This is a genomic window from Streptomyces sp. NBC_00341 (assembly GCF_041435055.1).
Taxonomy (GTDB): domain Bacteria; phylum Actinomycetota; class Actinomycetes; order Streptomycetales; family Streptomycetaceae; genus Streptomyces.
Genome location: NZ_CP108002.1, coordinates 7285092 through 7310437 on the forward strand (window position 1 = coordinate 7285092; position 25346 = coordinate 7310437).

Annotated in this window: 26 protein-coding genes; 17 read left to right on the plus strand and 9 right to left on the minus strand. The window is 70.9% G+C overall.

Features of this window, described 5'->3' with window-relative positions; genetic code table 11:
- Window position 1: 1 nt before the first annotated feature.
- The 4 genes from OG892_RS32735 (at window position 2) to OG892_RS32750 (ending at window position 4188) form a co-directional block, all read left to right on the plus strand.
- Window positions 2-1069, plus strand: a complete 1068-nt coding sequence (locus tag OG892_RS32735) for an ABC transporter substrate-binding protein (protein WP_073735042.1) — start codon at window positions 2-4, stop codon at window positions 1067-1069.
- Window positions 1066-1968 carry an ABC transporter permease gene (locus OG892_RS32740; RefSeq protein ID WP_371630956.1) on the plus strand — a complete coding sequence of 301 codons (903 nt, stop codon included), beginning with the start codon at window positions 1066-1068 and terminating at the stop codon, window positions 1966-1968. The genes OG892_RS32735 and OG892_RS32740 overlap by 4 nt, the downstream gene beginning before the upstream one ends.
- A complete protein-coding gene (locus tag OG892_RS32745; RefSeq protein ID WP_328864850.1) occupies window positions 1944-2705 on the plus strand; it encodes an ABC transporter ATP-binding protein in 762 nt (253 codons plus the stop codon). The genes OG892_RS32740 and OG892_RS32745 overlap by 25 nt, the downstream gene beginning before the upstream one ends.
- Window positions 2706-2802: 97 nt before the next feature.
- Window positions 2803-4188 (plus strand): LLM class flavin-dependent oxidoreductase, encoded by a 1386-nt coding sequence (locus tag OG892_RS32750; RefSeq protein ID WP_371630957.1) that lies wholly within the window; start codon window positions 2803-2805, stop codon window positions 4186-4188.
- Window positions 4189-4230: 42 nt separating this feature from the next.
- Here the strand turns inward: OG892_RS32750 and OG892_RS32755 are convergent, their stop codons facing one another.
- The 3 genes from OG892_RS32755 to OG892_RS32765 all read right to left on the minus strand — a co-directional run bounded on the left by OG892_RS32755 (window position 4231) and on the right by OG892_RS32765 (window position 6131).
- A complete protein-coding gene (locus OG892_RS32755; RefSeq protein ID WP_371630958.1) occupies window positions 4231-4596 on the minus strand; it encodes a nuclear transport factor 2 family protein in 366 nt (121 codons plus the stop codon).
- 131 nt (window positions 4597-4727) lie between these two features.
- Entirely contained in the window at window positions 4728-5570 is an 843-nt protein-coding gene (locus tag OG892_RS32760) for an alpha/beta fold hydrolase (protein ID WP_073735047.1), read from the minus strand.
- Between the two features lie 108 nt (window positions 5571-5678).
- Complete coding sequence (locus tag OG892_RS32765; RefSeq protein ID WP_073735207.1) at window positions 5679-6131, minus strand: DUF5709 domain-containing protein; 453 nt, start codon at window positions 6129-6131, stop codon at window positions 5679-5681.
- 288 nt (window positions 6132-6419) lie between these two features.
- On the opposite strand from OG892_RS32765, the gene OG892_RS32770 reads away from it, so the two are divergent.
- The gene (locus OG892_RS32770; RefSeq protein WP_073735208.1) at window positions 6420-6650 is read left to right on the plus strand and encodes a DUF6296 family protein; all 231 of its coding nucleotides are present in this window, start codon (window positions 6420-6422) and stop codon (window positions 6648-6650) included.
- A 222-nt stretch (window positions 6651-6872) separates the two neighbouring features.
- The gene (locus OG892_RS32775; RefSeq protein WP_073735048.1) at window positions 6873-7457 is read left to right on the plus strand and encodes a TerD family protein; all 585 of its coding nucleotides are present in this window, start codon (window positions 6873-6875) and stop codon (window positions 7455-7457) included.
- Between the two features lie 63 nt (window positions 7458-7520).
- Here OG892_RS32775 and OG892_RS32780 read toward each other — a convergent pair whose 3' ends face one another.
- On the minus strand, window positions 7521-8402 hold the full coding sequence (locus tag OG892_RS32780) for a DMT family transporter (protein WP_073735049.1): 882 nt from the start codon (window positions 8400-8402) through the stop codon (window positions 7521-7523).
- Window positions 8403-8534: 132 nt separating this feature from the next.
- Here OG892_RS32780 and OG892_RS32785 point away from each other — a divergent pair, with 132 nt between their 5' ends.
- Window positions 8535-9689, plus strand: coding sequence for a winged helix DNA-binding domain-containing protein (locus tag OG892_RS32785; protein ID WP_371631728.1), 1155 nt, complete (start codon window positions 8535-8537; stop codon window positions 9687-9689).
- A gap of 97 nt (window positions 9690-9786) precedes the next feature.
- Here the strand turns inward: OG892_RS32785 and OG892_RS32790 are convergent, their stop codons facing one another.
- Window positions 9787-10629, minus strand: coding sequence for a LuxR C-terminal-related transcriptional regulator (locus tag OG892_RS32790; RefSeq protein ID WP_073735050.1), 843 nt, complete (start codon window positions 10627-10629; stop codon window positions 9787-9789).
- Between the two features lie 139 nt (window positions 10630-10768).
- On the opposite strand from OG892_RS32790, the gene OG892_RS32795 reads away from it, so the two are divergent.
- Entirely contained in the window at window positions 10769-12445 is a 1677-nt protein-coding gene (locus OG892_RS32795) for an AMP-binding protein (RefSeq protein WP_073735051.1), read from the plus strand.
- Window positions 12442-14049, plus strand: coding sequence for an AMP-binding protein (locus OG892_RS32800; protein ID WP_371630959.1), 1608 nt, complete (start codon window positions 12442-12444; stop codon window positions 14047-14049). Before OG892_RS32795 ends, OG892_RS32800 begins: the two co-directional genes overlap by 4 nt.
- A gap of 13 nt (window positions 14050-14062) precedes the next feature.
- On the opposite strand, the gene OG892_RS32805 is transcribed toward OG892_RS32800, so the two are convergent.
- From OG892_RS32805 to OG892_RS32815, 3 genes are all read right to left on the minus strand, one after another.
- Complete coding sequence (locus OG892_RS32805; protein WP_073735053.1) at window positions 14063-14305, minus strand: hypothetical protein; 243 nt, start codon at window positions 14303-14305, stop codon at window positions 14063-14065.
- Window positions 14306-14381: 76 nt separating this feature from the next.
- Window positions 14382-14918: a GNAT family N-acetyltransferase gene (locus tag OG892_RS32810; protein ID WP_073735054.1), complete on the minus strand. Its 537-nt coding sequence runs from the start codon at window positions 14916-14918 to the stop codon at window positions 14382-14384.
- A gap of 46 nt (window positions 14919-14964) precedes the next feature.
- Window positions 14965-15699 (minus strand): hypothetical protein, encoded by a 735-nt coding sequence (locus OG892_RS32815; protein ID WP_371630960.1) that lies wholly within the window; start codon window positions 15697-15699, stop codon window positions 14965-14967.
- A gap of 292 nt (window positions 15700-15991) precedes the next feature.
- Here OG892_RS32815 and gcl point away from each other — a divergent pair, with 292 nt between their 5' ends.
- The 8 genes from gcl to OG892_RS32855 all read left to right on the plus strand — a co-directional run bounded on the left by gcl (window position 15992) and on the right by OG892_RS32855 (window position 23203).
- Complete coding sequence (gcl, locus tag OG892_RS32820) at window positions 15992-17767, plus strand: glyoxylate carboligase (RefSeq protein ID WP_073735056.1); 1776 nt, start codon at window positions 15992-15994, stop codon at window positions 17765-17767.
- Between the two features lie 248 nt (window positions 17768-18015).
- Window positions 18016-18804: a hypothetical protein gene (locus OG892_RS32825; RefSeq protein WP_371630961.1), complete on the plus strand. Its 789-nt coding sequence runs from the start codon at window positions 18016-18018 to the stop codon at window positions 18802-18804.
- A gap of 27 nt (window positions 18805-18831) precedes the next feature.
- A complete protein-coding gene (locus tag OG892_RS32830) occupies window positions 18832-19986 on the plus strand; it encodes a sensor histidine kinase (protein ID WP_371630962.1) in 1155 nt (384 codons plus the stop codon).
- Complete coding sequence (locus OG892_RS32835) at window positions 19983-20675, plus strand: response regulator (RefSeq protein WP_371630963.1); 693 nt, start codon at window positions 19983-19985, stop codon at window positions 20673-20675. Before OG892_RS32830 ends, OG892_RS32835 begins: the two co-directional genes overlap by 4 nt.
- Window positions 20676-20843: 168 nt before the next feature.
- Window positions 20844-21710, plus strand: coding sequence for a phosphotransferase family protein (locus OG892_RS32840; protein ID WP_371630964.1), 867 nt, complete (start codon window positions 20844-20846; stop codon window positions 21708-21710).
- 70 nt (window positions 21711-21780) lie between these two features.
- Entirely contained in the window at window positions 21781-22485 is a 705-nt protein-coding gene (locus tag OG892_RS32845; protein WP_371630965.1) for a hypothetical protein, read from the plus strand.
- Window positions 22482-22787 (plus strand): hypothetical protein, encoded by a 306-nt coding sequence (locus OG892_RS32850; RefSeq protein WP_328864840.1) that lies wholly within the window; start codon window positions 22482-22484, stop codon window positions 22785-22787. Before OG892_RS32845 ends, OG892_RS32850 begins: the two co-directional genes overlap by 4 nt.
- Window positions 22787-23203 (plus strand): hypothetical protein, encoded by a 417-nt coding sequence (locus OG892_RS32855; protein ID WP_371630966.1) that lies wholly within the window; start codon window positions 22787-22789, stop codon window positions 23201-23203. The genes OG892_RS32850 and OG892_RS32855 overlap by 1 nt, the downstream gene beginning before the upstream one ends.
- A 309-nt stretch (window positions 23204-23512) precedes the next feature.
- Here OG892_RS32855 and OG892_RS32860 read toward each other — a convergent pair whose 3' ends face one another.
- Window positions 23513-24970: a catalase gene (locus tag OG892_RS32860; RefSeq protein ID WP_328864837.1), complete on the minus strand. Its 1458-nt coding sequence runs from the start codon at window positions 24968-24970 to the stop codon at window positions 23513-23515.
- Window positions 24971-25346: the final 376 nt, after the last annotated feature.

Consider the following 25346-nt stretch of genomic DNA (forward strand, 5'->3'; position numbering starts at 1 on the left):
CGTGCCATTCAACGACACATACCGGACCGTCGGCCGCAGATCATTTCTCGCACTGACCGGTGCGACGGCCATCGGCGCACTCGCCGCCTGCTCGCCGCAGGCCGAAACGGTGGCGAGCGCAGAACCCACCGGAAGACTTCCCTCGGGAGCGCCGCCGCCCGGCACGAAACTCTCCATAGCCGTCCGCACCACCCAGCTCCAACTGGGCGCGGCCGGACTGAAGGAGGAGCTGCCGTTCACCGTTTCCGACTGGCCCAACCTGAACGCGGGCCCCGACATCATCCAGGGATTCCGAGCCCATTCCATCGACCTCGCGGTCAACGCCGGAATTCCGCCGATCCAGGCCCAGGCCATCGGCGTCGGCGCGAAGATCGTCGCGGTGCAGGTACGCAACAGACCCAGTTACGTCTTCGCGACCGCGCCCGGCTCGGACATCAGGAGCGCGGCCGACTTCCGGGGCCGGAAGATCGGTTTCTCGCAGGGCCAGGCACAGGGCGTCGTCGTACTGCGCGCGCTGAAGCGGGCCGGCCTCGCCAACAAGGACGTCGAGCTGGTCGCCCTGCCCAGCACCCAGTTCCTCACCGCCCTGCAGTCCGGGCAGGTCGACGTGGCACCGCTGGGCGAGCCGACCCTCACGAAGTACCTGAGCCAGTACGGAAAGGACGGGGCGCGCGGGATCAAGACCGATGTGGTGGACCTGCTCACGGTCCTCTGGGCACCCGACGAGGTGCTGAAGGACAAGGCCAAGGCCGCCGCCGTCCGCTCCTTCGTCCCGCTGTGGGCCCGCGGAGTTGCGTGGGCCTGGGAGAACACCGACGCCTGGATCGACACGTATTACGTCAAGGACCAGGGCGTCACCCGGGAGGACGGCAAGCGCATCGTCGCCTCCCTGCGGCAGCCCCGGTTCCCGGTGAGCTGGGACAAGGCCATCGCGTGGGAGCAGGAGACCGCAGACCTGATGGCCGAGGGCGGGTTCGTGCCGGAGCAGGACGTCGCCGGCCTGTTCGACCGCCGCTTCGAGGGGCTGGCGGCCGGAGCCGTACCGGCCCGCTACCGGGAGACGTCATGACCGAGCTGCTGACGAACGCCCGCACGGCAGGCCGGGTGAACACGGCCGCCGCGCCGGGGGAGACCGCGAAGTCGGCGGTCGCCGGCCGGTCCGCGCCCCGGCCCACGATCCCCCGGCCCACCCGCAGACGGCTGGGCCCCGGCCGGGCCCTGCCCTTCGGGCGGCTGATCGGTCCGGTGCTGGTCGTCGCCCTGTGGTGGTTCGCCTCCGCCATCGGCTACCTCGACCCCCGGATCCTGTCCGGGCCCGGCACGGTGCTCTCCACCGCCTCGGACCTCATCGCCGACGGCCGGCTCCAGGACAACGTCCTCATCTCGCTGCAACGCGCCGGGCTCGGGCTCCTCTTCGGGGTGGCCGCGGGGGTCGTGCTCGCTGTCGCGGCCGGGCTGAGCCGCACCGGCGAATACCTGCTGGACGGTCCGCTCCAGATCAAGCGCGCCATCCCGTCCCTCGCCATGCTCCCGCTGCTGATCCTCTGGCTCGGCATCGGCGAACAGATGAAGGTCACCGTGATCGCACTCGGCGTCGCGGTGAGCATGTACATCAACACGTACGCCTCGCTGACCGGCATCGACAGCCGGTACGTCGAGCTGGCGGAGGGACTCGACCTGAGCCGCGCGCAGTTCGTCCGCAAGGTCGTCATCCCCGGCTCACTGCCCGGCTTCTTCGTCGGACTGCGCCTCGGCGTCACCGCGTCCTGGCTCGGGCTGATCGTCGTCGAGCAGATCAACGCCACGAGCGGCATCGGCTACATGATGTTCCAGGCCCAGCAGTACGCCCAGTCCGACGTGATCATCGTGGGCCTGGTGGCCTACGGGATCTTCGGCTTCGCGTCGGACGCGGCGGTACGCGCCGTCGAGAGGAGGGTCCTGTCGTGGCGACGCACCCTGGCGGGCTGACCGCCGCCCGCACCGCCGCCGGCGCGGCCGTGGAGGCTCCCGCGATCCGCACCCGCGGCCTGGTCCGCCGGTTCGGTGACCGGGACGTCCTGAAAGAGCTCGATCTCACCGTCGCGGCGGGGGAGTTCACCGCGCTGCTCGGCCGCAGCGGCTCGGGCAAGTCCACCCTGCTGCGGGCCGTCGCCCGGCTCGACCACACCGTCGAGGGCTCCGGTGAACTCACCGTCCCCGACCGGGTCTCGCTCTCCTTCCAGGACTCCCGGCTGCTGCCCTGGCTCCGGGTGATCGACAACGTCGTCCTCGGACTGCGCGGGCCGGGCGCCCGTGAACGCGGCCTCACCGCGCTGGCGGAGGTCGGCCTGGAGGGCCGCGGCCGGTCCTGGCCGCACGAGCTGTCCGGCGGCGAACAGCAGCGCGCCGCGCTGGCCCGCGCCCTGGTCCGCGAGCCCGAACTGCTCCTCGCGGACGAGCCGTTCGGCGCCCTGGACGCCCTCACCCGGATCAGGATGCACGGCCTGCTGCGCGAGCTGTACGAGCGCCACCGCCCCGCGGTGCTCCTGGTCACCCATGACGTGGACGAGGCCGTCGAACTGGCCGACCGGGTACTCGTCCTGGAGGACGGCCGGATCGCCGTGGACCTCACCGTCGACCTGCCCACCCCGCGCTCCCGGCGCGATGCCCGGTTCCAGGAGTACCGCGACACCCTGCTCACCGCCCTCGGCGTCGCGCAGCCGTAGGGCCTGTCGTCGAACTGCCGTCCGCCGCTCGCCTCGCGCCGCCATGCACGCACTCTCGCCGCACCCGCCCAGCCCCGTACCGATGTGAAGGAATCCCATGCCCCGCACGCCTGACCGCAAGCAGCTGCACCTCAACGCCTTCCTCATGTCCACCGGCCACCACGAGGCGTCCTGGCGGCTGCCGGAGAGCCCGGCCGAGGCCAACGCCGACGTCGAGCACTACAAGAACCTGGCCCGGATCGCCGAACGCGGCAGACTGGACTCGCTGTTCCTCGCCGACAGCCCCGTCCTGATGGGCGATCCGGGACGGCGGCCGTCCGCCAAGCTGGAGCCCACCGTCCTGCTGACCGCGCTGGCCGGTGCCACCCGGCACATCGGCCTCATCGCCACCGCGTCGACCAGCTACAACGAGCCGTACAACCTGGCCCGCCGGTTCGCCTCGCTCGACCATGTCTCGGGCGGCCGGGCCGGCTGGAACATCGTCACGACGGCGGGCGCCGACGCGGCCCGCAACTTCGGCCTCGACGACACCCCGCTGCACCACGACCGCTACCGGCGCGCCGGTGAGTTCGTCGAGGTGTCCACCAAGCTGTGGGACAGCTGGGCCGACGACGCCGTGATCGCGGACAAGGAGCGCGGTGTCCACGCCCTGGCGGAACGGGTCCGGAAGATCGGGCACAGCGGTGAGTTCTTCCGGGTCGACGGCCCGCTGAACGTACAACGCCCGCCGCAGGGCTACCCGTTGCTCGTGCAGGCCGGGTCCAGCGAGGACGGCAAGGACTTCGCCGCCCGGTACGCGGAGGCGGTGTTCACCGCCCAGCAGACCCTGGAGGAGGGCATCGCGTTCTACAAGGACGTGAAGCAGCGCGCCGAGACCGCCGGCCGCAACCCTGACGGCATCAAGATCCTCCCCGGCATCGTTCCCGTCATCGGCGACACCGAGGCCGAGGCCCTGGCACTGGACGCCGAACTGGAGGAGCTCATCGTCCCGGACTACGCCAGGCGGCAGCTCGCCCAGCGGCTGAGGATCGCCCCCGACGAACTCGACCTGGACGCCGAACTCCCCGAGGGCATTCCCACCGAGGACGAGATCGAGGGTGCCAAGAGCCGCTACACGCTCATCGTGGAGCTGGCCAGGCGCGAACGGCTGACCGTACGTCAGTTGATCGGCCGGCTCGGCGGCGGACGCGGCCACCGCACCTTCGCCGGTACGGCAGAGCAGGTCGCGGACACCATCGAGCACTGGTACGACAGCGGGGCCGCCGACGGCTTCAACATCATGCCCGCCGTCCTCCCCTCCGGCCTTGAGGTCTTCGTCGACCGGGTGGTGCCGATCCTCCAGGAGCGGGGCCTGTTCCGTACCGAGTACACCGCGAGCACCCTGCGCGGACACTACGGGCTGCCCCGGCCCGCCAACCGGCTCTTCGAGACCGTCGACAGCGCCGAGGGCCACTTCGGTATCGCGCTGGCGCAGGCCCGGTGACGGAGCGGCCGGTCCGGCCGGACCGTCACCGCCGGGCCGTAGTCAGACGGCCGGTACCCGGTCCAGGAATCCGCCCACCGTGCTGATCCGCCCGTCGGCCGCGAGAACGGCCACGTCCGAACCGGCGACCGGGGCGGAACCGTCCGCCGCGACCAGCTCCCAGCTGAAACGGACGAGGGAGTGGTGTCCGTCCGTGGTCCCGGTCTGCCGGAAGGTGAAGCCCGGGAACTGCTGCCGGGCGCCGCTGATCGCGGCCGCCAGCTCGTCGTGCCCCCGCACGTCGGCCAGCGGGTCGGTGTAGCCGGCGTCCTCGGTGAACGCCGCCGCGACGGCCTTCGCCAACTCCTCGGGGGTGGCGGCGTTCCAGGCGGCGAAGTAGCGCTCGACGGCGTCGTCGTAGGCGGTCATCGTGGGGTCCTCTCGTCGGTCCCGGCCTGTGGGCCGGGCACGTTGTGCTGGTGAGGAACACGATGTCCGACCGCGGGGAAGGGGTCGATTACCTCCGAGGTAAGGGGACGGGACGGACGCGGGACCGGGGGTCAGCGCCGGTGTTCGTCCAGGAAGCCCATCAGTACGGTGTTGAGCTCCTCCGCATGGGTCCAGCCGATGTTGTGCGGGCCGCCCGCGATCTCCACGAGGCGGCTGTCGTGAATGAGGTCCGGCAGCCGCCGCCCGGTGGAGTCGATGGGCAGGATGCGGTCCTCGTCGCCCTGCACGATCAGTGTCGGCACGTCGTTCTTCGGCAGGTCGTCGCGGAAGTCCGTCAGCCAGGTCGGCACGCACGCCAGGGTGGCGTGGGCAGAGGCGTCCGCCGCCACGTTCCACTGCATCCGCAGGGCCTGCTCGCTGATCCGGGTGCCGGCGAGCTTGTCGGTGTTGTTGAACCCGTCGAGGAACTCGGTGAGATAGGCGGGCCGGTCCGCGACGATGGCGCTCATGATGCCGTCGAAGACGCTCCGGTCCACGCCCTCGGGGTTGTCGTCCGCGAGCAGCAGATAGGGCGGCACGGGGGCCACCAGGACCGCCAGGCCCACCCGGCGCGAGCCGTGGTTGCCGAGGTAGCGGGTGACCTCGCCGGTTCCCATGGAGAACCCGGTCAGCACCGCGTCCTCCAGATCCAGCTTCTCCATCACGGTGTTCAGGTCCGCGGCGAACGTGTCGTAGTCGTACCCGGTGACGGGCCTGCCCGACCGGCCGAAACCGCGCCGGTCGTAGGTGATGACCCGGTACCCGGCGCCGAGCAGGACCGGCAGCTGCTTCTCCCACGAGGCGCCGCTCAGCGGGAATCCGTGGATGAGGACGACCGGCCTGCCCGCGCCGTGGTCCTCGTAGTACAGCTCGATGCCGGCGGAGTTCTCCTCGCCGACCGTGATGTACGGCATGTTGGCTCTCCCTCGGTACGCAGATACGTCGGTGCGTCGGTACTTGGATACGCAGGTACGCCGGTATTTCGGTACGCCGGTACGTCAGTGCGCGCGGCGGCTCCGCGGCTACGCCCGGTCGTCCGGGACGACGTGCATGGCGGCTTCCTCGGCAGACGCCGCCGCGCCGTCGATCCCGACGTCCTCGCCCGCCGTGGTGTCCGGGTCGTCGCGGTCCAGCTCGCGGGTGAGGCGCCCGGCACGGACGTCGCCGACCTCGTCGTCCCAGGGCTCGCCGTCCCCGTCCGGCATGTCGCCCACGCCGTCACCGGGCACATCGGCGACCTCGGGCAGCTCCCGGGCGAGCCGGCCCTCCAGCGCCTCGCCGCTGTGCTGCTCGGACGCGGTGGTGCCCCGGTCCTCCACGGCCCACGGCCGCTCGGGCGGGGAGTACCCCTCGTCGAGCACGTCAGTGAGGTCGCGGTCGTCCAGGGTGTCTTCCACGTCGAGCAGATCGGCGGGGTCGGAGGCCTCCGGCTGCTGGGGCTGGTAGACCTCGTCGCCCAGGTCGGCATCCTTCATGATGAGTCCCTTCCCGATGTCGGGGATCCCGGTCATGCCCACCGTACGACGCGGGAGAAGGGGGAACCGCAGCCCGCTCGCCTTCGAATGTCCCGTACCTCCTCAGGATAGGGGGACCGGCCCCGGACCCGCAGCGCGCGGCCTCGGGCGGGCGGCGACGGCAGGGGTGAGAGACGATGGAGGGTGTGGGCCCACGAGCGCCCCGAAGGGCGGGACCCGAAGGGCGGGAACGGCACCGAGAGCCGCGTGGAGAGGCCGTCCGCAGACGCAGCCGACGGAGAGGCCGTCATGGATTACCCCGAGAGCTACCAACTGGTGTTTCAGTCGTCCGCGGTGGAGGACGACGCGGTGATCGTCCGGCGGACCGCGCAGTCCGGGGCCGGTGGATATCCGGTCTACGAGGACGAGACCGGGATCGTCCGGGCGGAGATCAGCGAGCGCGGAGAGGTGCGGATGCTCGCCAGCGGCGGGCACCAGGTCCTCGGGACGCCGCTGGTGGTGCGCGAACCGGCCCCGTAGAACGGTTGGACGGCGGGGCCGGCCGGCCGTCGTGGCGGCCGGAAAAGGAACAGAGTTCGCGGACCCCTATCACGTGCTCATGTCCGGTGACATCCTGCCGACGCAGGACAATCCGTCTTCAGGCATCAAACACTTGGTCGAAATTTTGCCCCTGGTGGGATGCGCGGGGGAGACACCAGGCACACTCGACCTGTAGGAATCTCGCCACGAAGAGGATCACGCATGATCACGTTGAACAAGGAAGACGGCCCGGCGGATCTGGACGGGGTGACCCACCTGTCCATCGGGGTGTCCTGGGACCCCACGGTCGGCAGCAGTGGCGGGCTGATGGGGAAGCTCCGCCAGAAGAAGGGCACCGACCTCGACCTGATCGCCATCGCGATGCAGGGCGCGGACCCGGTCCGGCTGGCCGGTCTGGACTCCCTGGACCCGCTGGGCAACGGATCGCTGGTGCACAGCGGTGACAACCAGACCGGAAAGGGCGACGGCGACGACGAGACGGTGACCGTCGACTTCGCCCGGGTGCCGACGAACATCACGTCCATCGTCTTCATCGCCGCCGCGTACAAGAAGGGCAGCTCCTTCCAGAACGCGCGCAACATCAGCTTCAAGGTGTACGACGCGACGGGCGGCAGCAGCCAGCAGGTCGCCGACATCTGGCCGAGCCTGCTCAGCAACGACAACGGCTGCGCCGTGGCCAAGGCGCTGCGCGTCGGCGGGAGCTGGAAGCTCGAGGTGATCAACGAGACGGGGAAGATCAAGCAGGGCACCGAGCAGGCCCTGATGCGTTTCGCCGTGAGCAAGTAACCGGCGGGCAGCCGGGGCGTGTTCCTGGAGGACGGCGTTCCCGTCCCGCATGCGCGGTGGTGTTCAGTCCACCCGGCGCGCGCGGGACGGGGACGTCGGGTTTCCGGCCGCCAGCGGTGACCGCGCCAGTTCGACGCAGCCCGCGGTGATCAGGGCCAGGGCCAGCAGCTCCGGGAGCAGCCACCAGCCGGTGTGCAGCTCCTCGCCGAACAGGGTCACCCCGTACAGGACGCTGATCAGGGCGTCGCCCAGCGTCAGGCACGGCTGCACCGCGACCAGCGTGCCCGCCTGGAGCGCGTTCTGGAGAAGGAACAGGGCGCCGACGCCCGCCGCGGCCGTGGCGTAGAGCTGCCAGGACTCGAAGAGCACCACCACCCCGTCGCCGTCACTGAGCCGCGCCATGGCGTCCTTCATCAGGGCGGCGGTGAGCGCGTACCCGCAGGCGGCGGCCAGGCCGAGCAGCGCGGCCCGGGAGTTGCCCCGGGTGGCCCGCGCCCCCGCGATCAGCGCCGCCTCGAAGAGACCGGTGAGGATCAGCGCCGGAACCCACGCCGCCCCGTGCACCGTCTCGCTCCCGCCCCCCGGAGCGGCCGACGCCATGCCGAGGGCCAGCCCGAACGTCACGGCGGCCGCCCCGAGCCAGACGCGCCGGGGCACCCGCACCCGCATCACGAACCCCGCGAGCAGCAGGGTCGCCGGCAGCTCGATCACGAAGATCGGCTGGACCACCGCGATCGGCCCGGTCGCCAGCGCGACGGCCTGGCAGACGGCCGCGACGATCACCAGCGCGATCCCCGCGAGCCACACCTTCTGGCGCAGCAGATGGCCGATCAATGACATCCGCATCGACTCCCGGTCGGGGACATCGAGGGCGGCGCGGCGCTGGAGGACGGAGGCGGACCCGTTGCTGAGCGCGGTCAGGACGGCGAAGAGGACACTGATCACCGGTCCATGATGCGGGCGGCGGGCCGCCGGCGCCCGGTACCCGCGCCCGGCGGCCCGGCGAACACGCGAAGGGCCACGCGAAGCCGCGCCATCAGGACGGAATCCGTCCTGATGGCCGCGTACCGTGCCGCCATGGCCGAGAAGAAGAAGACCTCCGCCCCGGCCCCCGCGGTGCTCTCGCCCCGGGCACTGGGGCGCGCGACGCTGGAACGCCAACTGCTGCTCCGCCGCGCCGGGATGACGGCCGAGGAGGCGATCCGGCACCTCGTCGGCCTCCAGGCGCAGAACCCCCGGCCGCCCTACTTCCAGCTGCTCGCCCGGCTGGAGGGCTTCGACCCGGCCGAACTCGCCGCGCTGATGGAATCGCGCGAAGTCGTCCGCATCGTCACCCTGCGCTCCACCATCCACACCCACACCGCGGATGACGCCCTCACCCTGCGCCCCCTCGTCCAGGAGGCCCGCGACCGGGAGCTGAGGATCTTCCGGAACCGGCTCGTGGGCGTGGATCTGGACCGGCTCCGGGACATCAGCCGGGAGTACGTCGAGGAGGCGCCCCGCACCCCGAAGGAGATCCGCGAGCGGCTGCTCACCGTGTGGCCGGACGCCGATCCGCAGGCCCTGAGCACGGCGGCCCGCTGCGTGCTCCCGCTGGTCCAGGTGACCCCGCGCGGGGTGTGGGGCAGGAGCGGCCGGGTGGCGCTGACCACCGTCGAGCACTGGCTCGCCCGCCCCGCGGAGTCGGTCCCCGCGCCCGACGCCACCGTGCTCCGCTACCTCGGCGCGTTCGGCCCGGCGTCGGTGCGGGACATGCAGTCCTGGGCCGGACTGACCCGGCTGGCGGAGGTCTTCGACCGGCTCCGTCCGCGACTGGCCACCTTCCGGGACGAGAACGGCGTCGAGCTGTTCGACCTGCCCGACGCCCCGCGTCCCGCCGAGGACACCCCCGCCCCGCCGCGCTTCCTGCCCGAGTTCGACAACGTGCTGCTCGGCCACGCGGACCGCACCCGGATCGTCCCGCCCCGGTTCAGGGGGCGCAACGGAGTGGGGAACCAGAGCTACGGGAGCGTGCTGTTCGACGGCTTCCTCGCCGCCCTGTGGCAGCTGGACACCGGCCGGGGCGGCGCACCGGCCACCGTCACCGTGCAGGAGCTGCGCCCGCTCGGTGCGGCCGGGCGCGACGCCGTCACGGAGGAGGCCGTCGCGCTGCTCTCCGTGATGACGGAGGCGGCCACGGACGGCAGCGGCTACGACATCAGGTTCGCCTCGTTCATCGACTTCGGTGAGTGAGGTCAATCAGGTCAATGAGGTCAGTGACATGAATGAGGTGAGTGACGTGATTGAGGGGAGTGCGGTGGGTGAGCATGCGGGCGCAGGCGTGCGCGGACTACGGCAGCAGCCCCGCCCGCCGGGCCGCGACGACCGCCTCCAGCCGGGTGTGCGCACCGAGCTTGCGCATCGCGGAGCGCAGATACCCCTTCACCGTCTCCGGGCGCAGCCCGAGCCGGCCCGCCGCCACCGCGTTCGTCGCACCCGCCGCTACGCAGGCCAGGACGTCGAGCTCGCGTGGCGCCAGCTGCACCTCCGGGGCCTTCGGCACCCGCGCACCGGCCGCGGAGGCGAGCCGCCCGCACACCGCGAGCAGCTCGTCGCGCAGCGCCGGGTCGAGCACCTTCGGTACCAGGGCGCGCAGTTCCCGGTGAGCCGACCTGACGTCCTCCCAGGCCTCCGGGGCGGCCCGCGGATCGGTCACCTCCTCGCGGGTCACGGCGAGCAGCTGCTGCACCTCGTCCCGGACGGCCAGCGCCTGCTCCACGTCGCGGGCCGCCGCCACCGCCGCGTCGAACGTGCGGTCCCCGAGGGTGAGGGGCTCGCGCAGGGCCCCGTACAGCACGCCGCGCACCTTGCGCCGTACGACGACGGGTACCGCGACGACCGAGCGCAGGCCCTCCGCCGCCACGGCCACGTCGTACTCGTGGCTGATGTGGCGCGAGGAGTGGTAGTCGGTCACCGCGCACGGCCGGGACAGGGCGATCGCCTTGCCGCCCAGACCGCTGCCGGCCGAGATCACCAGCCCGCGCAGCGCCGCGGTGTGCGCCCCGTTCAGCTCGGCGATCCTGGCATGGCGGGTGTCGGAGAGCAGCCCGCCGAACGCCACGGGCAGCCCGCTCGTCCGGCGCAGCCGCAACAGCGCGGCCTGCATCTCCACCGCATCGACGGATTCCGGCACGACGCCGCCTCTCTGCCCGGCTCCGGGGGGCGCGGCATCGCCGGCTCGCACCCCCGTACCCCCGTTCGGGGGTAGTGAGACCTGGGTCACTGTTTACATGATGTTAAGTGACCGGTCCGGACCGCAATGAGGAGGGCATATGTCGGCCACCAGTGCGACGGAGACGTTCCGGGCCGCCCGGGACTTTCTGCTGCGACACCGCGAGGACTACAGCGCGGCCTACGAGGGCTTCCGCTGGCCGCGCAGCGACCACTTCAACTGGGCGCTGGACTGGTTCGACGTCATCGCCCGGGACAACGACCGCACCGCCCTGCACATCGTGGAGGAGGACGGCGGGCGTACCGAGATGTCCTTCGCCAGGATGTCCGCCCGCTCCAACCAGGCCGCGAACTGGCTGCGCGCCCAGGGCGTCCGCGAGGGCGACCGCATCCTCGTCATGCTCGGCAACCAGGTGGAGCTGTGGGAGACCGCGCTCGCCGCGATGAAGCTGCGCGCCGTCGTCATCCCCGCGACCCCGCTGCTGGGCCCGGCCGACCTGCGCGACCGGGTCGAGCGCGGCCGGGTCCGCCACGTGCTGGTCCGGGACGCCGACACCGCCAAGTTCGACGAGGTGCCCGGCCGCTACGGCCGGATCGTCGTCGGCGCGGACACCGAGGGCTGGCTCTCGTACACCGGGGCTGACCAGCAGCCGGAGACCTTCACGGCGGACCGGGAGACCGACGCCGACGAACCGCTGATGCTCTACTTCACCTCGGGCACGACCGCCAGCCCCAAGCTCGTCGAGCACACCCATGTGTCCTACCCCGTGGGCCATCTCTCGACGATGTACTGGATCGGGCTCAAGCCCGGCGACGTCCACCTCAACATCTCCTCGCCCGGCTGGGCCAAGCACGCCTGGTCCAACCTCTTCGCGCCGTGGACCGCAGAGGCGACCGTCTTCATCTTCAACTACACCCGCTTCGACGCGGCCCGGCTGATGGCCGAGATGGACCGCTCGCAGATCACCAGCTTCTGCGCGCCGCCCACCGTCTGGCGGATGCTCATCCAGGCCGACCTCTCCCAGCTGAAGACCCCGCCCCGCGAGGTCGTCGCGGCGGGCGAACCGCTCAACCCGGAGGTCATCGAGTCGGTCCGGCGCGCGTGGGGCGTCACCATCCGGGACGGATTCGGTCAGACGGAGACGGCCGTCCAGGTCGCCAACACCCCCGGCCAGAAGCTGAAGGCCGGCTCGATGGGGCGCCCGAGCCCCGGCTTCGAGGTGGTGCTCCTGGACCCGGTCAGCGGGGAGCCCGGCGCCGTCGAGGGAGAGATCTCCCTCGATCTCTCCGCCCACCCGGTCGGCCTGATGACCGGCTACCACGGCGACCCGGACCGCACCGCCGAGGCCATGGCGGGCGGCTACTACCGGACCGGGGACATCGGCTCCCGCGACGAGGACGGCTACATCACCTACGTCGGCCGCGCGGACGACGTCTTCAAGGCCTCCGACTACAAGATCTCGCCGTTCGAGCTGGAGAGCGCCCTGCTGGAGCACGAGGCCGTCGCGGAGGCGGCGGTCGTACCGGCCCCCGACCCGCTCCGGCTCGCCGTCCCGAAGGCGTACGTCGTCCTCGCCGAGGGCTGGGAGCCGGGCCCCGACACGGCCAAGGTGCTCTTCGCCCACTCGCGCGCGGTCCTCGCCCCGTACAAGCGGATCCGCCGGCTGGAGTTCGCCGAGCTGCCCAAGACCGTCTCCGGCAAGATCCGCCGGATCGAACTGCGTGAGGCCACGGCCCGGGGCACCGGCGCCGAGTACGCCGAGGGGGACCTGGCATGACCGAGCCGTCCTACGCCCACGGCACCGGCGCCACCGCCCTGCTGGGCGACACCATCGGACGCGGCCTCGACCGGACGATCGAGGCGTACGGCGAGCGCGAGGCGCTGGTCGACGTGGTCTCAGGGCGGCGCTGGACCTACGCCGAATTCGGCAGGGACGTCGAGGAGCTGGCCCGCGCGCTGATGGCGTCGGGGGTGGCCAAGGGCGACCGGGTCGGCATCTGGGCGCTCAACTGCCCCGAGTGGGTGCTCGTCCAGTACGCCACCGCCCGCATCGGCGCCGTCATGGTCAACATCAACCCCGCGTACCGGGCGCACGAGCTGGAGTACGTGCTGAAACAGGCCGGCGTCTCGCTCCTGGCCGCGACGCTCTCGCACCGCACCAGCGACTACCGCGCGCTGGTCGAGGAGGTCCGGGCGAACTGCCCCGCGCTGCGCGCCGTGCACTACATCGGCGACCCCAGCTGGGAGGAGCTGACGGCGGCCGCCGGATCAGTGACACCGGAAGAACTCGCCGCGCGTGAGGCCGAGTTGTCCTGCGACGACCCGATCAACATCCAGTACACCTCCGGCACCACGGGCTTCCCCAAGGGGGCCACCCTCTCCCATCACAACATCCTCAACAACGGTTACTTCGTGGGGGAGCTGGTCGCCTACACCGAACAGGACCGGGTCTGCCTGCCGGTGCCCTTCTACCACTGCTTCGGCATGGTCATGGGCAACCTCGGCGCCACCTCGCACGGCGCCTGCATCGTGATCCCGGCCCCCGCCTTCGAGCCCGCCGCCGTGCTCGCCGCGGTCCAGCAGGAGCGCTGCACCTCGCTCTACGGCGTCCCCACGATGTTCATCGCGGAGCTCAACCTCCCCGGCTTCGCCTCGTACGACCTCTCCTCGCTTCGCACCGGCATCATGGCCGGATCACCCTGCCCGGTCGAGGTGATGAAGCGGGTCGTCGCGGAGATGCACATGGACGAGGTGTCCATCTGCTACGGGATGACGGAGACCTCACCGGTCTCCCTGCAGACCCGCCGCGACGACGACCTGGAGCGCCGCACCGGCACCGTCGGCCGCGTGATGCCGCACATCGAGGTCAAGGTCATCGACCCGGCGACGGGCGTGACGCTGGAACGCGGTGTCTCGGGTGAACTCTGCACCCGGGGCTACAGCGTGATGCTCGGCTACTGGGAGCAGCCCGAGCGGACCGCCGAAGTGATCGACGCGGGGCGCTGGATGCACACGGGGGACCTCGCGGTGATGCGCGAGGACGGCTACGTGCAGATCGTCGGCCGGATCAAGGACATGATCATCCGCGGCGGCGAGAACGTCTATCCGCGCGAGATCGAGGAATTCCTCTACGGACACCCGAAGATCGCGGATGTGCAGGTCGTGGGGGTGCCGGACGAGCGGTACGGCGAGGAGATCCTGGCCTGCGTCATCCCCGTGGACCCGGCGGACCCGCCGGCCCTGGAGGAGGTGGCGGCGTTCTGCCGCGGACAGCTGGCGCACTACAAGGTGCCGCGACTGCTGGAGATCCTCGAATCCTTCCCGATGACGGTCAGCGGGAAGGTCCGGAAGATCGAACTACGGGAGAACTACGGCCGGTAGGGACCGGGCGCCGTCAGGCGGCTTCGATGATGTCGCCCGTGGCGGCGGCCCGGGTGGCGGCGGCCCACTCGATCAGGAGCACCTCGTACGCGGCGGACTCCACGGAGGACCAGTCCTGCCCGGCGCGGGCGTCGACCAGTGCGCGGATCGCCTCGTTCGCCTCGACGGCGGCGGGGTGGGCCGGCTGGGCGAGGTGTGCGGGCTGCGGGGCGTACGCCGGCGCATTCGGTGGAGAGTGCCGTGGAGTTAAGGCCATGCGCCCCACTGTAAGGCCCCCCGCCGACAACCTGCCGAACATCTGTGGCCCCTGGCTCGAACGTGACCGATAGCACTCACTGTGGCCGGTTGATTTCTGTGAGGTGCGGCACGTCGCGGCGCATACAGACCCGCGGCCACCGGTCGAGTCCGTGCTCCGCCTCCTCGGCCCGGATCTTGCGCAGCCCGTCGGTGAGTTCCGTCTCCGTCAGCACGCGGAAGCCGAGCCGGGCGTAGTACGGCGCGTTCCACGGGACGTGGGAGAACGTGGTGAGGGTGAGCGCGGCCAGGCCCTCGGCCGCCGCCCAGCGGTCCGTATGGCCGATGAGGCCGCTGCCCAGTCCGCGCCGGGCGGCCGCCGGGTGGACCGAGACCTGCTCGATGTGGGCGGCGCCGTCGACCGGATCCGCGACGAGATAGGCCAGCGGCCGGTCGTCGGCGCCGACGGTCACCCAGGCCCGGCCGGCCCGGCGGTAGTCGTCCAGCACGTCCAGGGACGGCGGCTCGTCGTCGGCCACGCCGGACATGCCGACGGCGCGGAAGGGCTCTCCCGCGGCACGCTCGATGTCCTGAAGCAGCGGGAGATCCGGGCGGCGGGCAGGGCGGATGCGCATACTCCAGTATGGAGTGATCCGCCCGCCGAGCGGTACGGGGCGGCGCTCAGGCGCCCGTGCTGACGAGTTCGTCCGCGGGGCTGTTCACCGGCTGCGGGGTCCCGGTGAGGTCCATGACGAAGAGCGGGATGGCCAGCCCGTCCGCGCGCTCCCTGGCGTCCGGCGCGTACCCGGCGAGCGAGAAGAACACCGCGGAGACCGAGGTGCTCAGCGCGTTGAGCCACAGGCATTCGACATCACGCAGCGCGGTCGTCCTGGTGGTGGAGTCGACCTGGGCGATCAGCCCCGCCGCCCGCAGGTCGATCCGGGACGAGGGGCGTTCGGCGGGCTGGACGACCTCGTGGTAGCCGAGCCACTTCAGGTACAGCGCGGCGGCGCCGACCGCGTCGCGCGCGGTACGGATCGTCAGCGGCCGGAACGCGGGTCTGGGGGCCGAGGCCGTACGCGGCAGCGGGATGTGGGACGGCCGCACCGGCGGGTCGCCCGGGTGGGGGCCGCCGTCCGGCGTGCGGCCCAGGGACGCCACCGGGCGGACCGGGATCCGCAGCACCGCACCGCACGGGCAGCACAGCTCGGGCTGCGGCCACTGGTCGTGCCGCCCGCAGGCGCGGCAGCGCACCGTCACCCAGTCGTCGTTCCAGGTGCGGTGGGTGATCGCCGTGACGGCGGCGCCGCGCAGCAGCGGCGGGGCGGTCGGGGCGCCGCACGGACAGGGGTAGGCGGCCGTGACGTACACGTGGTCGCGGCGGCAGTCCGGGCACCGTACCGGCACTGACTCCACCCGTGGCCTCCCGTCGCCGCACGGACCGCGGGCGGCCCGGATTCCGGGCCGACTCCGCTCCGTACCCCCATGCTCCACCAAGAGCGAGGTCCGGGGGAGGGAGTTGAGCCACTTCGGCCAAACGCTTCCGCAGGACCGCGCCGGGCCGCCTCCCTTGACGGCTGTCCGGGCGCGCTTTAGATTTGCTTCCGTATAGCAGAATCAAACTTCCGTAATACGGAATTGGTGCTCTCAGGTGGCGCGACAGAGCCCGACTCCACCCAGGTCCGAGCAGGAGCACTCAATGCCTCGAATGACCGCTGCCCGAGCGGCAGTTGAGATCCTCAAGCGCGAAGGCGTCAGCAACGCGTTCGGTGTGCCGGGCGCGGCGATCAACCCCTTCTACGCGGCCCTCAAGGCCTCCGGCGGGGTTCATCACACGCTCGCCCGCCACGTCGAGGGCGCCTCCCACATGGCGGAGGGCTACACCCGGGCCCGCCCGGGGAACATCGGCGTCTGCATCGGTACGTCGGGACCCGCCGGCACCGACATGATCACCGGCCTCTACTCCGCCATCGCCGACTCGATCCCGATCCTGTGCATCACCGGCCAGGCCCCGACCGCCGTCCTCCACAAGGAGGACTTCCAGGCCGTCGACATCGCCTCGATCGCGAAGCCGGTCACCAAGGCCGCCACCACCGTCCTGGAGGCCGCGCAGGTCCCCGGCGTCTTCCAGCAGGCCTTCCACCTGATGCGCACCGGCCGGCCCGGCCCGGTCCTCATCGACCTGCCGATCGACGTGCAGCTCACCGAGATCGAGTTCGACCCCGACCTCTACGAGCCGCTGCCGGTGCACAAGCCCGCCGCGAGCCGCAAGCAGATCGAGCGCGCGCTGGAGATGCTGAACGACTCCGAGCGCCCGCTGCTCGTCGCGGGCGGCGGCATCATCAACGCCGACGCGTCCGAACTCCTGGTGGAGTTCGCCGAACTGACCGGCGTCCCGGTCGTCCCGACCCTGATGGGCTGGGGCATCCTGCCCGACGACCACGAGCTGAACGCCGGCATGGTCGGCCTCCAGACCTCGCACCGCTACGGCAACGCGAACTTCCTGGAGTCCGACTTCGTCCTCGGCATCGGCAACCGCTGGGCCAACCGCCACACCGGCAAGCTGGACGTCTACACGCAGGGCCGCAAGTTCGTCCACGTCGACATCGAGCCCACCCAGCTGGGCAAGATCTTCGCCCCCGACCTCGGGATCGCCTCCGACGCCAAGGCGGCGCTGGAGCTGTTCGTCGAGGTGGCGCGCGAGCTGAAGTCGGCCGGCAAGCTGAAGGACCGCTCGCAGTGGGCCGCGTCCACGCAGGAGCGCCGTGCGACCCTCCAGCGCCGTACGCACTTCGACAACGTGCCGCTGAAGCCGCAGCGGGTGTACGAGGAGATGAACCGGGCCTTCGGCCCCGACACCCGGTACGTCACCACCATCGGCCTCTCCCAGATCGCGGGCGCGCAGATGCTGCACGTCTACCGGCCGCGCCACTGGATCAACTGCGGCCAGGCCGGCCCGCTCGGCTGGACGATCCCGGCCGCCCTGGGCGTCGCGACGGCCGACCCCGAGGGCTCCGTCGTGGCGCTCTCCGGCGACTACGACTTCCAGTTCATGCTGGAGGAGCTCGCGGTCGGCGCGCAGCACAACATCCCCTACGTGCACGTCCTGGTGAACAACTCCTACCTGGGGCTGATCCGCCAGGCGCAGCGCAACTTCGACATCGACTTCCAGGTCAACCTGGAGTTCGAGAACATCAACTCGCCCGAGCTGGGCGCCTACGGCGTGGACCACGTCAAGGTCGTCGAGGGCCTCGGCTGCAAGGCGATCCGCGTCACCGAGCCGGACCAGCTGCTGCCGGCCTTCGAGGAGGCCAAGAAGCTGGCGGCGGAGTTCCGGGTGCCGGTCGTCGTCGAGGCGATCCTGGAGCGGATCACGAACATCTCGATGAGCGGCACGGACATCGCCTCGGTCAACGAGTTCGAGGACGTGGCGTCGGAGCCGGGCCACGCGCCTACGGCAATCCGGCCGTTCGCGCAGGCGTGATCCTGTAGGGCCTGCGGCACCGTCCCCGAAGAGCACCTACGGAGATCCGTAGGTGCTCTTCGGGCTTGCACTCCGTAAGGATTCGAACCTGCGACACCCGCTTCAGGAGCTTCGACTTCACATCGCTCGTGCAGCAGGTTGGAAGCGGTGCCTGTTCGGGCGTCCCGACGGGTCATACCCAGGTCCGACCCCGCAGTTCAGCTCCTGGTCCGACGCCCTGCGGGGACGGCGCAGGCATCGTCGTCAACATGACGAACCCGACGACATCCATGGCCACGGCGGTCGCAACGACCGGCGCCCGACTACGTGCCGCGCTGCCTGTGGAGCGGTTGGAGGGGACCGGCTTCCCCGGGCGTTGGGTGGGTGGCACCGCCATGGTGCTCGGCCCGCTCCTGATGCTGACCGGCGCGTTGTTGCGGGCCCGCTTCCACTTTTTCTACCCCGACCAACTCGCGGCGTACGAGCGGCACCCCACCCTGATGGCCACCGCGTACAGCCTCTTTGCCGCGGGCAGTCTGCTGCTCTGGCCCGCCGTGGCCGTTGTGGCCGCACGGATCGGGTCCCGCAGTGCCGGATGGGGGCTGTGGGGCGGGGTGTTGGTCATGCTGGGACTGTTCGCCCGCGCCTTTCACGCGGGCGTGGACCATCTGGCCTTTCAGCTGGTGCGTTCCCAGGGAGTCGGGCCCGCCACCGAAGCGGTCTCTGCCGGCTACGGGGCCTTTCATGTCTTCGCCACGCTGAACCTCGCCATCCTCGCCGGGTGGGTGGTCCTCGCGCTGGGCTCCTGGCGCACCCGGGTGCTCGGCCCGGTCCGCGCTGCCGCACTCGGCCTCACCTCGGCACTGCCCCTCGGGGTGCTGAAGGGAACCACCCCTGTGTCGCTGGTGGCCCTGACCGGACTGTGCGCGGCACTGGTGCCGCTGGGCGTGGCGCTGCTGCGTGAAGCGCCCCGTCCCGGCCGGGCGGCGGTGCTGCGCTGGGTGCCGCTGACCCTGGTGACGCTCGGGCTGATGGTGCTGCTGGGACAGGCCGGTTGAGTGGACGCGTACAGGTACGGTCGGGTCATGAAGCCCAAGGGGCAGCGCCATCTCTACGCCCTCGACGTCAGCGCGGCCCTGGCCCTGACCACCGTGTACGTCGGCTTCGCCCGGCTCACCGCCGACGACGGCCAGCCCGTCTACACCGGACCGGTCTGGCTGGGCTGGCTGATTGCCGCCACGGTCGGCCTGCCGATCGCCGTACGCCGTCGTTGGCCGCTCGCGGTCCTGGCGTCCGTGCTGGCCTCCCTGTCCGCGGCATCGCTCCTCGACATCCCCCGTGAGCCCTACGTCGCCGCCGGGCTTGCGGCCTACCTCGTCGGACTGGCCGAGCCCGCCCGCAGGTCCGTGCTCGCACTCGCGGTGACGCTGCCGGTGGCGTGCGGTGCCGTCTATCTCGGCGAGGCGGTGGTGACTCCCGCCGAGGACTGGCGGGGCGCCGTCGGGGTGGCCGGGCTCGTGCTCCTGGTGATCGGCGGGGCCTGGGGCGCGGGGTTCACCGTGCGCGGCCGCCGGTCCGAGGCTGCCCGGGAACAGCGGCGCCGGTCGGAGCACGCACTGGACGAGGAGCGTCTGAGGATCGCCCGTGAGGTGCACGACATCGTCTCGCACAACCTGAGCCTGATCGCCGTCAAGGCGGGTGTCGCCGGGCATGTGGCGGAGGCCGACCCGAGGGAGGCGCGGGCCGCCCTCAAGGTCATCGAGGAGACAAGCCGTTCCGCACTGGCCGAGATGCGGCGCACGCTCGGTGTGCTGCGTATCGAGGGCGCGCCGCTGGGCCCCGTACCGGATCTCGACGGCCTCGGCCCGCTCGCCGCACAGGCACACCGGGCCGGGGTGGATGTCGACCTGACGGTGCGCGCCACGGAGGGCCTGACCGAGGGAACGCGGCTGACCATCTACCGGATCGTCCAGGAGGCCCTCACCAACGCGGTCCGGCACGCCGCCCCGACCCGCTGCCAGGTCACGGTCGAGGCGGACGCGCGCGAGATACGCATCGACATCACGGACGAGGGGCCACCGTCCGCACGCGGGCAGGCCGACCGCGAACTGTCGCGCGGGCATGGCCTCTTGGGCATGCGGGAGCGGGCGATGATGTACGGCGGCAGCTGCGAGGCGGGGCCTCGGCCGGAAGGCGGCTTCGCGGTGTCCGTCCGCCTGCCCGCCGAAGGGAACCGATGACCATGACCGACGTGACCCCGGTCCGGGTACTGATCGTCGACGACCAGGCGATGGTGCGCGGCAGCTTCCGGGTCCTCGTCGACCACACGCCCGGCATGACGGCCGTGGGCGAGGCCGCGAACGGAGCGGAGGCCGTCGAACTCGCCCGCCGCGAGAGGCCGGACGTCGTGCTGATGGACGTACGCATGCCGGGCCTCGACGGCATTGAGGCGACCCGGCGGATCTGCTCGGACCCGGTCCTGTCCGGCGTCCGCGTCCTCATCCTCACCACCTTCGACCTGGACGAGTACGTCTACGCCGCCCTGCGCGCCGGTGCCGCGGGATTTCTGCTCAAGGACACCCCGCCGGCCGAGGTCCTCACCGCCATCGGAGTCGTCGCCGCGGGCGAGGCACTCCTCGCCCCCTCGGTGACCCGCCGCCTGATCGCGGAGTTCGCCCGCCGTCCCGAGCCCGCGCGCCCGCCCAGCCGCTCGCTGGACGGGATCACCGACCGGGAGTTGGAGGTGCTCGGTCTGATCGCGCGGGGGCTGTCCAACACAGAGATCGCAGAGCACCTCCATCTGAGCCTCGCCACGGTCAAGACCCATATCGGGCGGCTACTCGCCAAGCTGCGTTCGCGGGACCGCGCCCAGCTCGTGATCGTCGCCTACGAGACCGGGCTTGTGGGCGAGCGCCGGCGTGGAGTGTGAGATGCGCAGGGCGGACGGCCCTCCGAGGGCTCGGTACCGGTCGGGCCCACTCATTTTCCTGATCATGGCGCCTGTTGCGTTGCTCATCTGGGTTCGATGCCAACTGTGCCGAGCCGAGGTAGTTGGCTGCCTGGCACCGTCCTCGTTCCTCTATGCCAAGATTCGGGGGTGGAGATCACTGACATCACGCGTGCGATCTCGGCTGCGACTTCGATCGCCGCATCGCTCGACTTGCCGGCCAACGACGCAGTCGTTCTGCATAACTCGAACAAGCTGGCACTGCGGCTGACGCCGTGCGACGTCTTTGCCCGGGTCGCCTTTGTGGGACAAGAGGTTGCGCAGTTCGAAGTCGATCTCGCCCAGCGGCTCGTCGAGGTCGCATGCCCGGTGTGCCCCTTGGAGCCGCGGGTGGACCCTCGTGTGTACACGCGCGACGGCTTCGCAGTGACGCTGTGGACCTACTACGAGCCCGTGACACCTCATACCTCACCGGTCGACTACGCCAAGGCGCTGGAGCAGCTGCACGTCGGCATGCGCAAGGTCGACGTGCCGAGCCCGAGGTTCACGGACCGGATCACGGAGGCGGAAGAAGTTGTCGCCGACCCGGATCGCTCACCGGAGCTCGCCCACACGGACCGCGTGTTCCTGGGCGGCAGGCTGGCAAGCCTGCGACGAGCGATCGACGACCGCGGCGCCGCGGAGCAGCTGCTCCACGGCGAGCCGCATCCGGGCAATGTGCTCAGCACGAAGAACGGCTCGTTGTTCATCGACCTTGAGACGTGTTGCCGTGGTCCCGTCGAGTTCGACCTCGCCCATGTTCCCGAGGCGGTCTGCGAGCACTACCCGAGCGTTGACCACGGATTGCTGGACGAGTGCCGACAGCTCGTTATCGCGATGGTCGCCGCATGGCGTTGGGAGCTTGGCGACCAGTTTCCGAATGGGAGGCGGTTCGGCGAGGAACTCCTGCGCTTGCTGCGCGAGGGGCCTCCTTGGCCGACGCTCGACACAGTGACCAGGCGACTGGAAGGTCCCTAGTCATCACCGCATGGCGGGACCGTGGCCGTTCGCTGAACCCGGTCGAGCGCACCGGGTCGACCCTGCCCGGATGAAGTCGTGCGATGCCATCGTCCTCTGCCCCCGAGCTGCCTTCGCCAACGACCACACGACAGACATCCGCATGGCCGGCCTCATCGCCAATGGGGCGACGATCCGGCACCTCGCCCAGGAACTGGCCGGGTTCACCGGACCGGTCGTCGTGGTGACCAATCCCGTGGACGTCATGACCCGTTTGCACGCGGAGGCGTCCGGCAGCACACGGGTGTGGGGGATCGGCTCAAGTACCGACACCGCCCGCTACGGACTCATCCTGGCCCGGACGACGGGGGTGCCGACCCGGGCCGTGCACGGGCATGTGATCGGCGAGCACGGAGACCTGGCGGTTATCCGCGCCTCCTCCACCACGGTCAACGGTCGGGCTGCCCGCATCCCCGTCCAGGCGATCCGGGCCGAGATGGCCGCCCGGCCCGGCCGTATCGCCGCCGGTATCGGCCGGGTCCGTTCCGGTCCCGCCGCTGCCACCGTGGCCGCGCTCGCCCGTGCTCTGGACGTCACGGACGGCGTCATCGAACTGTCAGCCCCGAGGGACGGCACGTATCTCGGAATGCCGTTGCACTTCACCTCCGGGCACCCCACCGTGTGTCTCCCGCGCTTGGGCGCCGAAGAGCAACGCGAACTCGCTGAGGCAGAGGTCGAGTTGCAGGCCGCCTACTACCACCTCTGCTCCACACTCAAGGAGATGCCGGTTTCATGACTTTCGCGACCCGTATCACGACGGCGGACAGGCAATCGGTCACCGTCGTCAGCCAGACCTCGGCCATCACCGACTGGGTCAGCCGGTACCTGGGCCTGTGGTGGACGGCTGCGAACGTTGACCCGTGCACTGCGATCGGTCCGGTGATCCGTGCCGACGTCGACGAGGAACAGCACACCGAGCTCGGAGCCCGCGTGCTGACCGGGCGACCGGAACCAGCGCGGCGGCCATCGGCTTCGGCCTGCTCGACGCCCTCGGCTGGTACGAGCCCGTACGCGGCCGGGTCCGGGCCGGTGAACTGATGCATCCCACCCAGAAGCAGGCGGTGACCGACGCGCTTCTCGCCGGTGACCGCACCCCGCTGTGGAAGAGGTCGGGAGCGGAGATGAAGCCGCAGTTCTTCCCCGATCAGCTGGAAATCTGGCTCGGGCTGACACCGGCCACCGAAGGGCACGCGGTCGGAATCCTCTTCCCGGAAATCGCTCCGGAGGCCGAACCAGCACTGACCACGGCGGCCCGGGGCGTGACCGATGCCGACTTCTTCAGCTCTGCCACAGAGGACCGGTACCCGGACGTCTTCGGGCTCCTGCCCTCCGAAACCTCGACAGAGGATCTCGTCAGTCGCCTAACCCGGCTACCCCACCAGTCGCTCACCATGAACCACGATCCCGAGGCAAGCACCGCCGTGCTGCTGGAGGCCACGAGGTCCGTCCTCTGATCCCGAAAAGGGCGTGGAGCACGGGACCGTAATCCGTACTCCACGCCCTGGTTCAGGGAGTGACAGGGGCCGCGGCGGGCGTGTGACGGGGGCGGGGAGTTCCGGCTCCTTCAGGTCAGGAGACGGGACCCCCACCCGCACCACCGCACTGGCGTCGCACATCCGCCGCGGCCCCGGGGGCGTCTGGCGGATCCCCGCGGCGTCGCGGCGGGTATCCGCCAGGCACCCCCGTCCTGCCCGCGCCCCGCGCAACCCCTCATCCGGGCGGGCGCGACGACGCGAGCAGGGCTTGGGGCCCAACGAGAGGGCTTAGTCCTCGCGGAGGGCGCGGACGGCCTCCTCCACGCGCTTGCCGTAGTCGGCGTCCGCGGCGTGGAAGTGGGCGAGGTTCTTCTCGATCACGTCGTCGCGCGTGACCTGGGACAGGCCGCCCGCGATGTTGGCGATCAGCCGGCCCTTCTCGTCGTCCGACATCAGCCGGTACAGCTCGCCCGCCTGGAAGAAGTCGTCGTCCTTGTTGTGGGCGGGCGCCTCGTGGGTGCCGGTCCAGCCCTGGACGGCCATCGGCGCGGAGAACGCGGAGTCCGTCTGGGCCGGGCCCGCGTACGAGTTGGGCTCGTAGTTCTTGTCGTGCCGCGCGCCGTGACGCGTGGCGTGCAGCCCGTCGCGGCCGTAGTTGTCGACGACGGCGGTGCGCGGGGCGTTCACCGGCAGCTGGGTGTGGTTGACGCCGAGGCGGTAGCGGTGCGCGTCCGCGTAGGCGAACAGGCGGCCCTGGAGCATCTTGTCCGGGGAGGGACCGATGCCGGGCACGAAGTTGTTCGGGGAGAACGCGGCCTGCTCGACCTCCGCGAAGACGTTGTCCGGGTTGCGGTCCAGCACGAGCCGGCCCACCCGCTGGAGCGGGTAGTCGCTGTGCGGCCACACCTTGGTCAGGTCGAACGGGTTGAACCGGTAGTCCGCGGCGTCGGCGGCCGGCATCACCTGTACGTGCAGGGTCCAGGACGGGTTCATGCCGCGCTCGATCGCCTGCAGCAGGTCGGTCTGGTGCGAGGAGGCGTCCTTGCCGACGAGCTCGGCGGCCTGGTCCGCGGAGAGCGAACGCACGCCCTGGTTGGTCTTGAAGTGGTACTTGACGAAGAAGGCCTCGCCCGCGGCGTTCGTCCACTGGTAGGTGTGCGAGCCGTAGCCGTTCATGTGGCGGTACGAGGCGGGGATGCCCCGGTCGCCCATCAGCCAGGTCACCTGGTGCGTCGCCTCGGGGGCGTGCGCCCAGAAGTCCCATACGTTGTCCGGCTCCTGACGGCCCGTGAACGGGTCGCGCTTCTGGGAGTGGATGAAGTCGGGGAACTTGATCGGGTCCTTGATGAAGAACACCGGGGTGTTGTTGCCGACCAGGTCGTAATTGCCCTCGTCCGTATAGAACTTGAGGGCGAAACCGCGCGGGTCGCGTACCGCGTCCGCGCCGCCGAGCGAGTCTGCGACCGTGGAGAAGCGGATGAACGTCTCGGTGCGCTTGCCCACCTCGGAGAGGAAGTCGGCGCGGGTGAAGCCGGTGACGTCGTCGGTCACCTCGAAGTAGCCGTACGCGCCGGAGCCGCGGGCGTGCACCACGCGCTCCGGGATGCGCTCCCGGTTGAAGCGGGCGAGCTTCTCCAGGAGGTGACCGTCCTGGAGGAGGATCGGGCCACCGACGCCGGCGGTGGCGGAGTTCTGGTTGTCGGCGACCGGGGCGCCTGACTCGGTCGTAAGCACACGCTGCGTCATGGTGTCGGGGCGACCTTCCGTACGGGGAGCTGCTGAACTGCGACGTCCCTGGGGCGGGGGCGTGTCCACAAAGTCTCGTCTGGCCGGCGGTGTCTGGCACGCGCTCTCGCGGCGTTGCCGAAGTGCCCGAGTAGCTCCGCTACAAGGGCACTCCGGCGCCTTGCGAGAGCACGCACCAGACACCGCCGGCCCCGCCCTCCGGGCGGACGACGACACTTTGCGGACACGCCCCCGGAGCGTAAGTACGCTCCGAACCCGTCGTCAACAGTTTGTTGAAATTCATGGTGAGGAGGTGTTCCGGGCGGCGCCGGCGCCTGGGCGCGACAGGACAGGTGTCAGCGCCTGCGCCGCCCGGAAGTCTGTGGGCCGGGGGAGA

What these genes read in the sequence shown, in the direction of transcription:
- OG892_RS32860 (WP_328864837.1), bottom strand. Translation starts at nt 24,970, where the DNA reads ATGACGCAGCGTGTGCTTACGACCGAGTCAGGCGCCCCGGTCGCCGAC.
- OG892_RS32800 (WP_371630959.1), top strand. Translation starts at nt 12,442, where the DNA reads ATGACCGAGCCGTCCTACGCCCACGGCACCGGCGCCACCGCCCTGCTG.
- OG892_RS32755 (WP_371630958.1), bottom strand. Translation starts at nt 4,596, where the DNA reads ATGACCGCCTACGACGACGCCGTCGAGCGCTACTTCGCCGCCTGGAAC.
- OG892_RS32845 (WP_371630965.1), top strand. Translation starts at nt 21,781, where the DNA reads ATGAAGTCGTGCGATGCCATCGTCCTCTGCCCCCGAGCTGCCTTCGCC.
- OG892_RS32805 (WP_073735053.1), bottom strand. Translation starts at nt 14,305, where the DNA reads ATGGCCTTAACTCCACGGCACTCTCCACCGAATGCGCCGGCGTACGCC.
- OG892_RS32835 (WP_371630963.1), top strand. Translation starts at nt 19,983, where the DNA reads ATGACCATGACCGACGTGACCCCGGTCCGGGTACTGATCGTCGACGAC.
- gcl (WP_073735056.1), top strand. Translation starts at nt 15,992, where the DNA reads ATGACCGCTGCCCGAGCGGCAGTTGAGATCCTCAAGCGCGAAGGCGTC.
- OG892_RS32750 (WP_371630957.1), top strand. Translation starts at nt 2,803, where the DNA reads ATGCCCCGCACGCCTGACCGCAAGCAGCTGCACCTCAACGCCTTCCTC.
- OG892_RS32795 (WP_073735051.1), top strand. Translation starts at nt 10,769, where the DNA reads ATGTCGGCCACCAGTGCGACGGAGACGTTCCGGGCCGCCCGGGACTTT.
- OG892_RS32760 (WP_073735047.1), bottom strand. Translation starts at nt 5,570, where the DNA reads ATGCCGTACATCACGGTCGGCGAGGAGAACTCCGCCGGCATCGAGCTG.
- OG892_RS32765 (WP_073735207.1), bottom strand. Translation starts at nt 6,131, where the DNA reads ATGAAGGATGCCGACCTGGGCGACGAGGTCTACCAGCCCCAGCAGCCG.
- OG892_RS32785 (WP_371631728.1), top strand. Translation starts at nt 8,535, where the DNA reads ATGGCCGAGAAGAAGAAGACCTCCGCCCCGGCCCCCGCGGTGCTCTCG.
- OG892_RS32770 (WP_073735208.1), top strand. Translation starts at nt 6,420, where the DNA reads ATGGATTACCCCGAGAGCTACCAACTGGTGTTTCAGTCGTCCGCGGTG.
- OG892_RS32810 (WP_073735054.1), bottom strand. Translation starts at nt 14,918, where the DNA reads ATGCGCATCCGCCCTGCCCGCCGCCCGGATCTCCCGCTGCTTCAGGAC.
- OG892_RS32825 (WP_371630961.1), top strand. Translation starts at nt 18,016, where the DNA reads ATGACGAACCCGACGACATCCATGGCCACGGCGGTCGCAACGACCGGC.
- OG892_RS32850 (WP_328864840.1), top strand. Translation starts at nt 22,482, where the DNA reads ATGACTTTCGCGACCCGTATCACGACGGCGGACAGGCAATCGGTCACC.
- OG892_RS32775 (WP_073735048.1), top strand. Translation starts at nt 6,873, where the DNA reads ATGATCACGTTGAACAAGGAAGACGGCCCGGCGGATCTGGACGGGGTG.
- OG892_RS32855 (WP_371630966.1), top strand. Translation starts at nt 22,787, where the DNA reads ATGCATCCCACCCAGAAGCAGGCGGTGACCGACGCGCTTCTCGCCGGT.
- OG892_RS32740 (WP_371630956.1), top strand. Translation starts at nt 1,066, where the DNA reads ATGACCGAGCTGCTGACGAACGCCCGCACGGCAGGCCGGGTGAACACG.
- OG892_RS32830 (WP_371630962.1), top strand. Translation starts at nt 18,832, where the DNA reads ATGAAGCCCAAGGGGCAGCGCCATCTCTACGCCCTCGACGTCAGCGCG.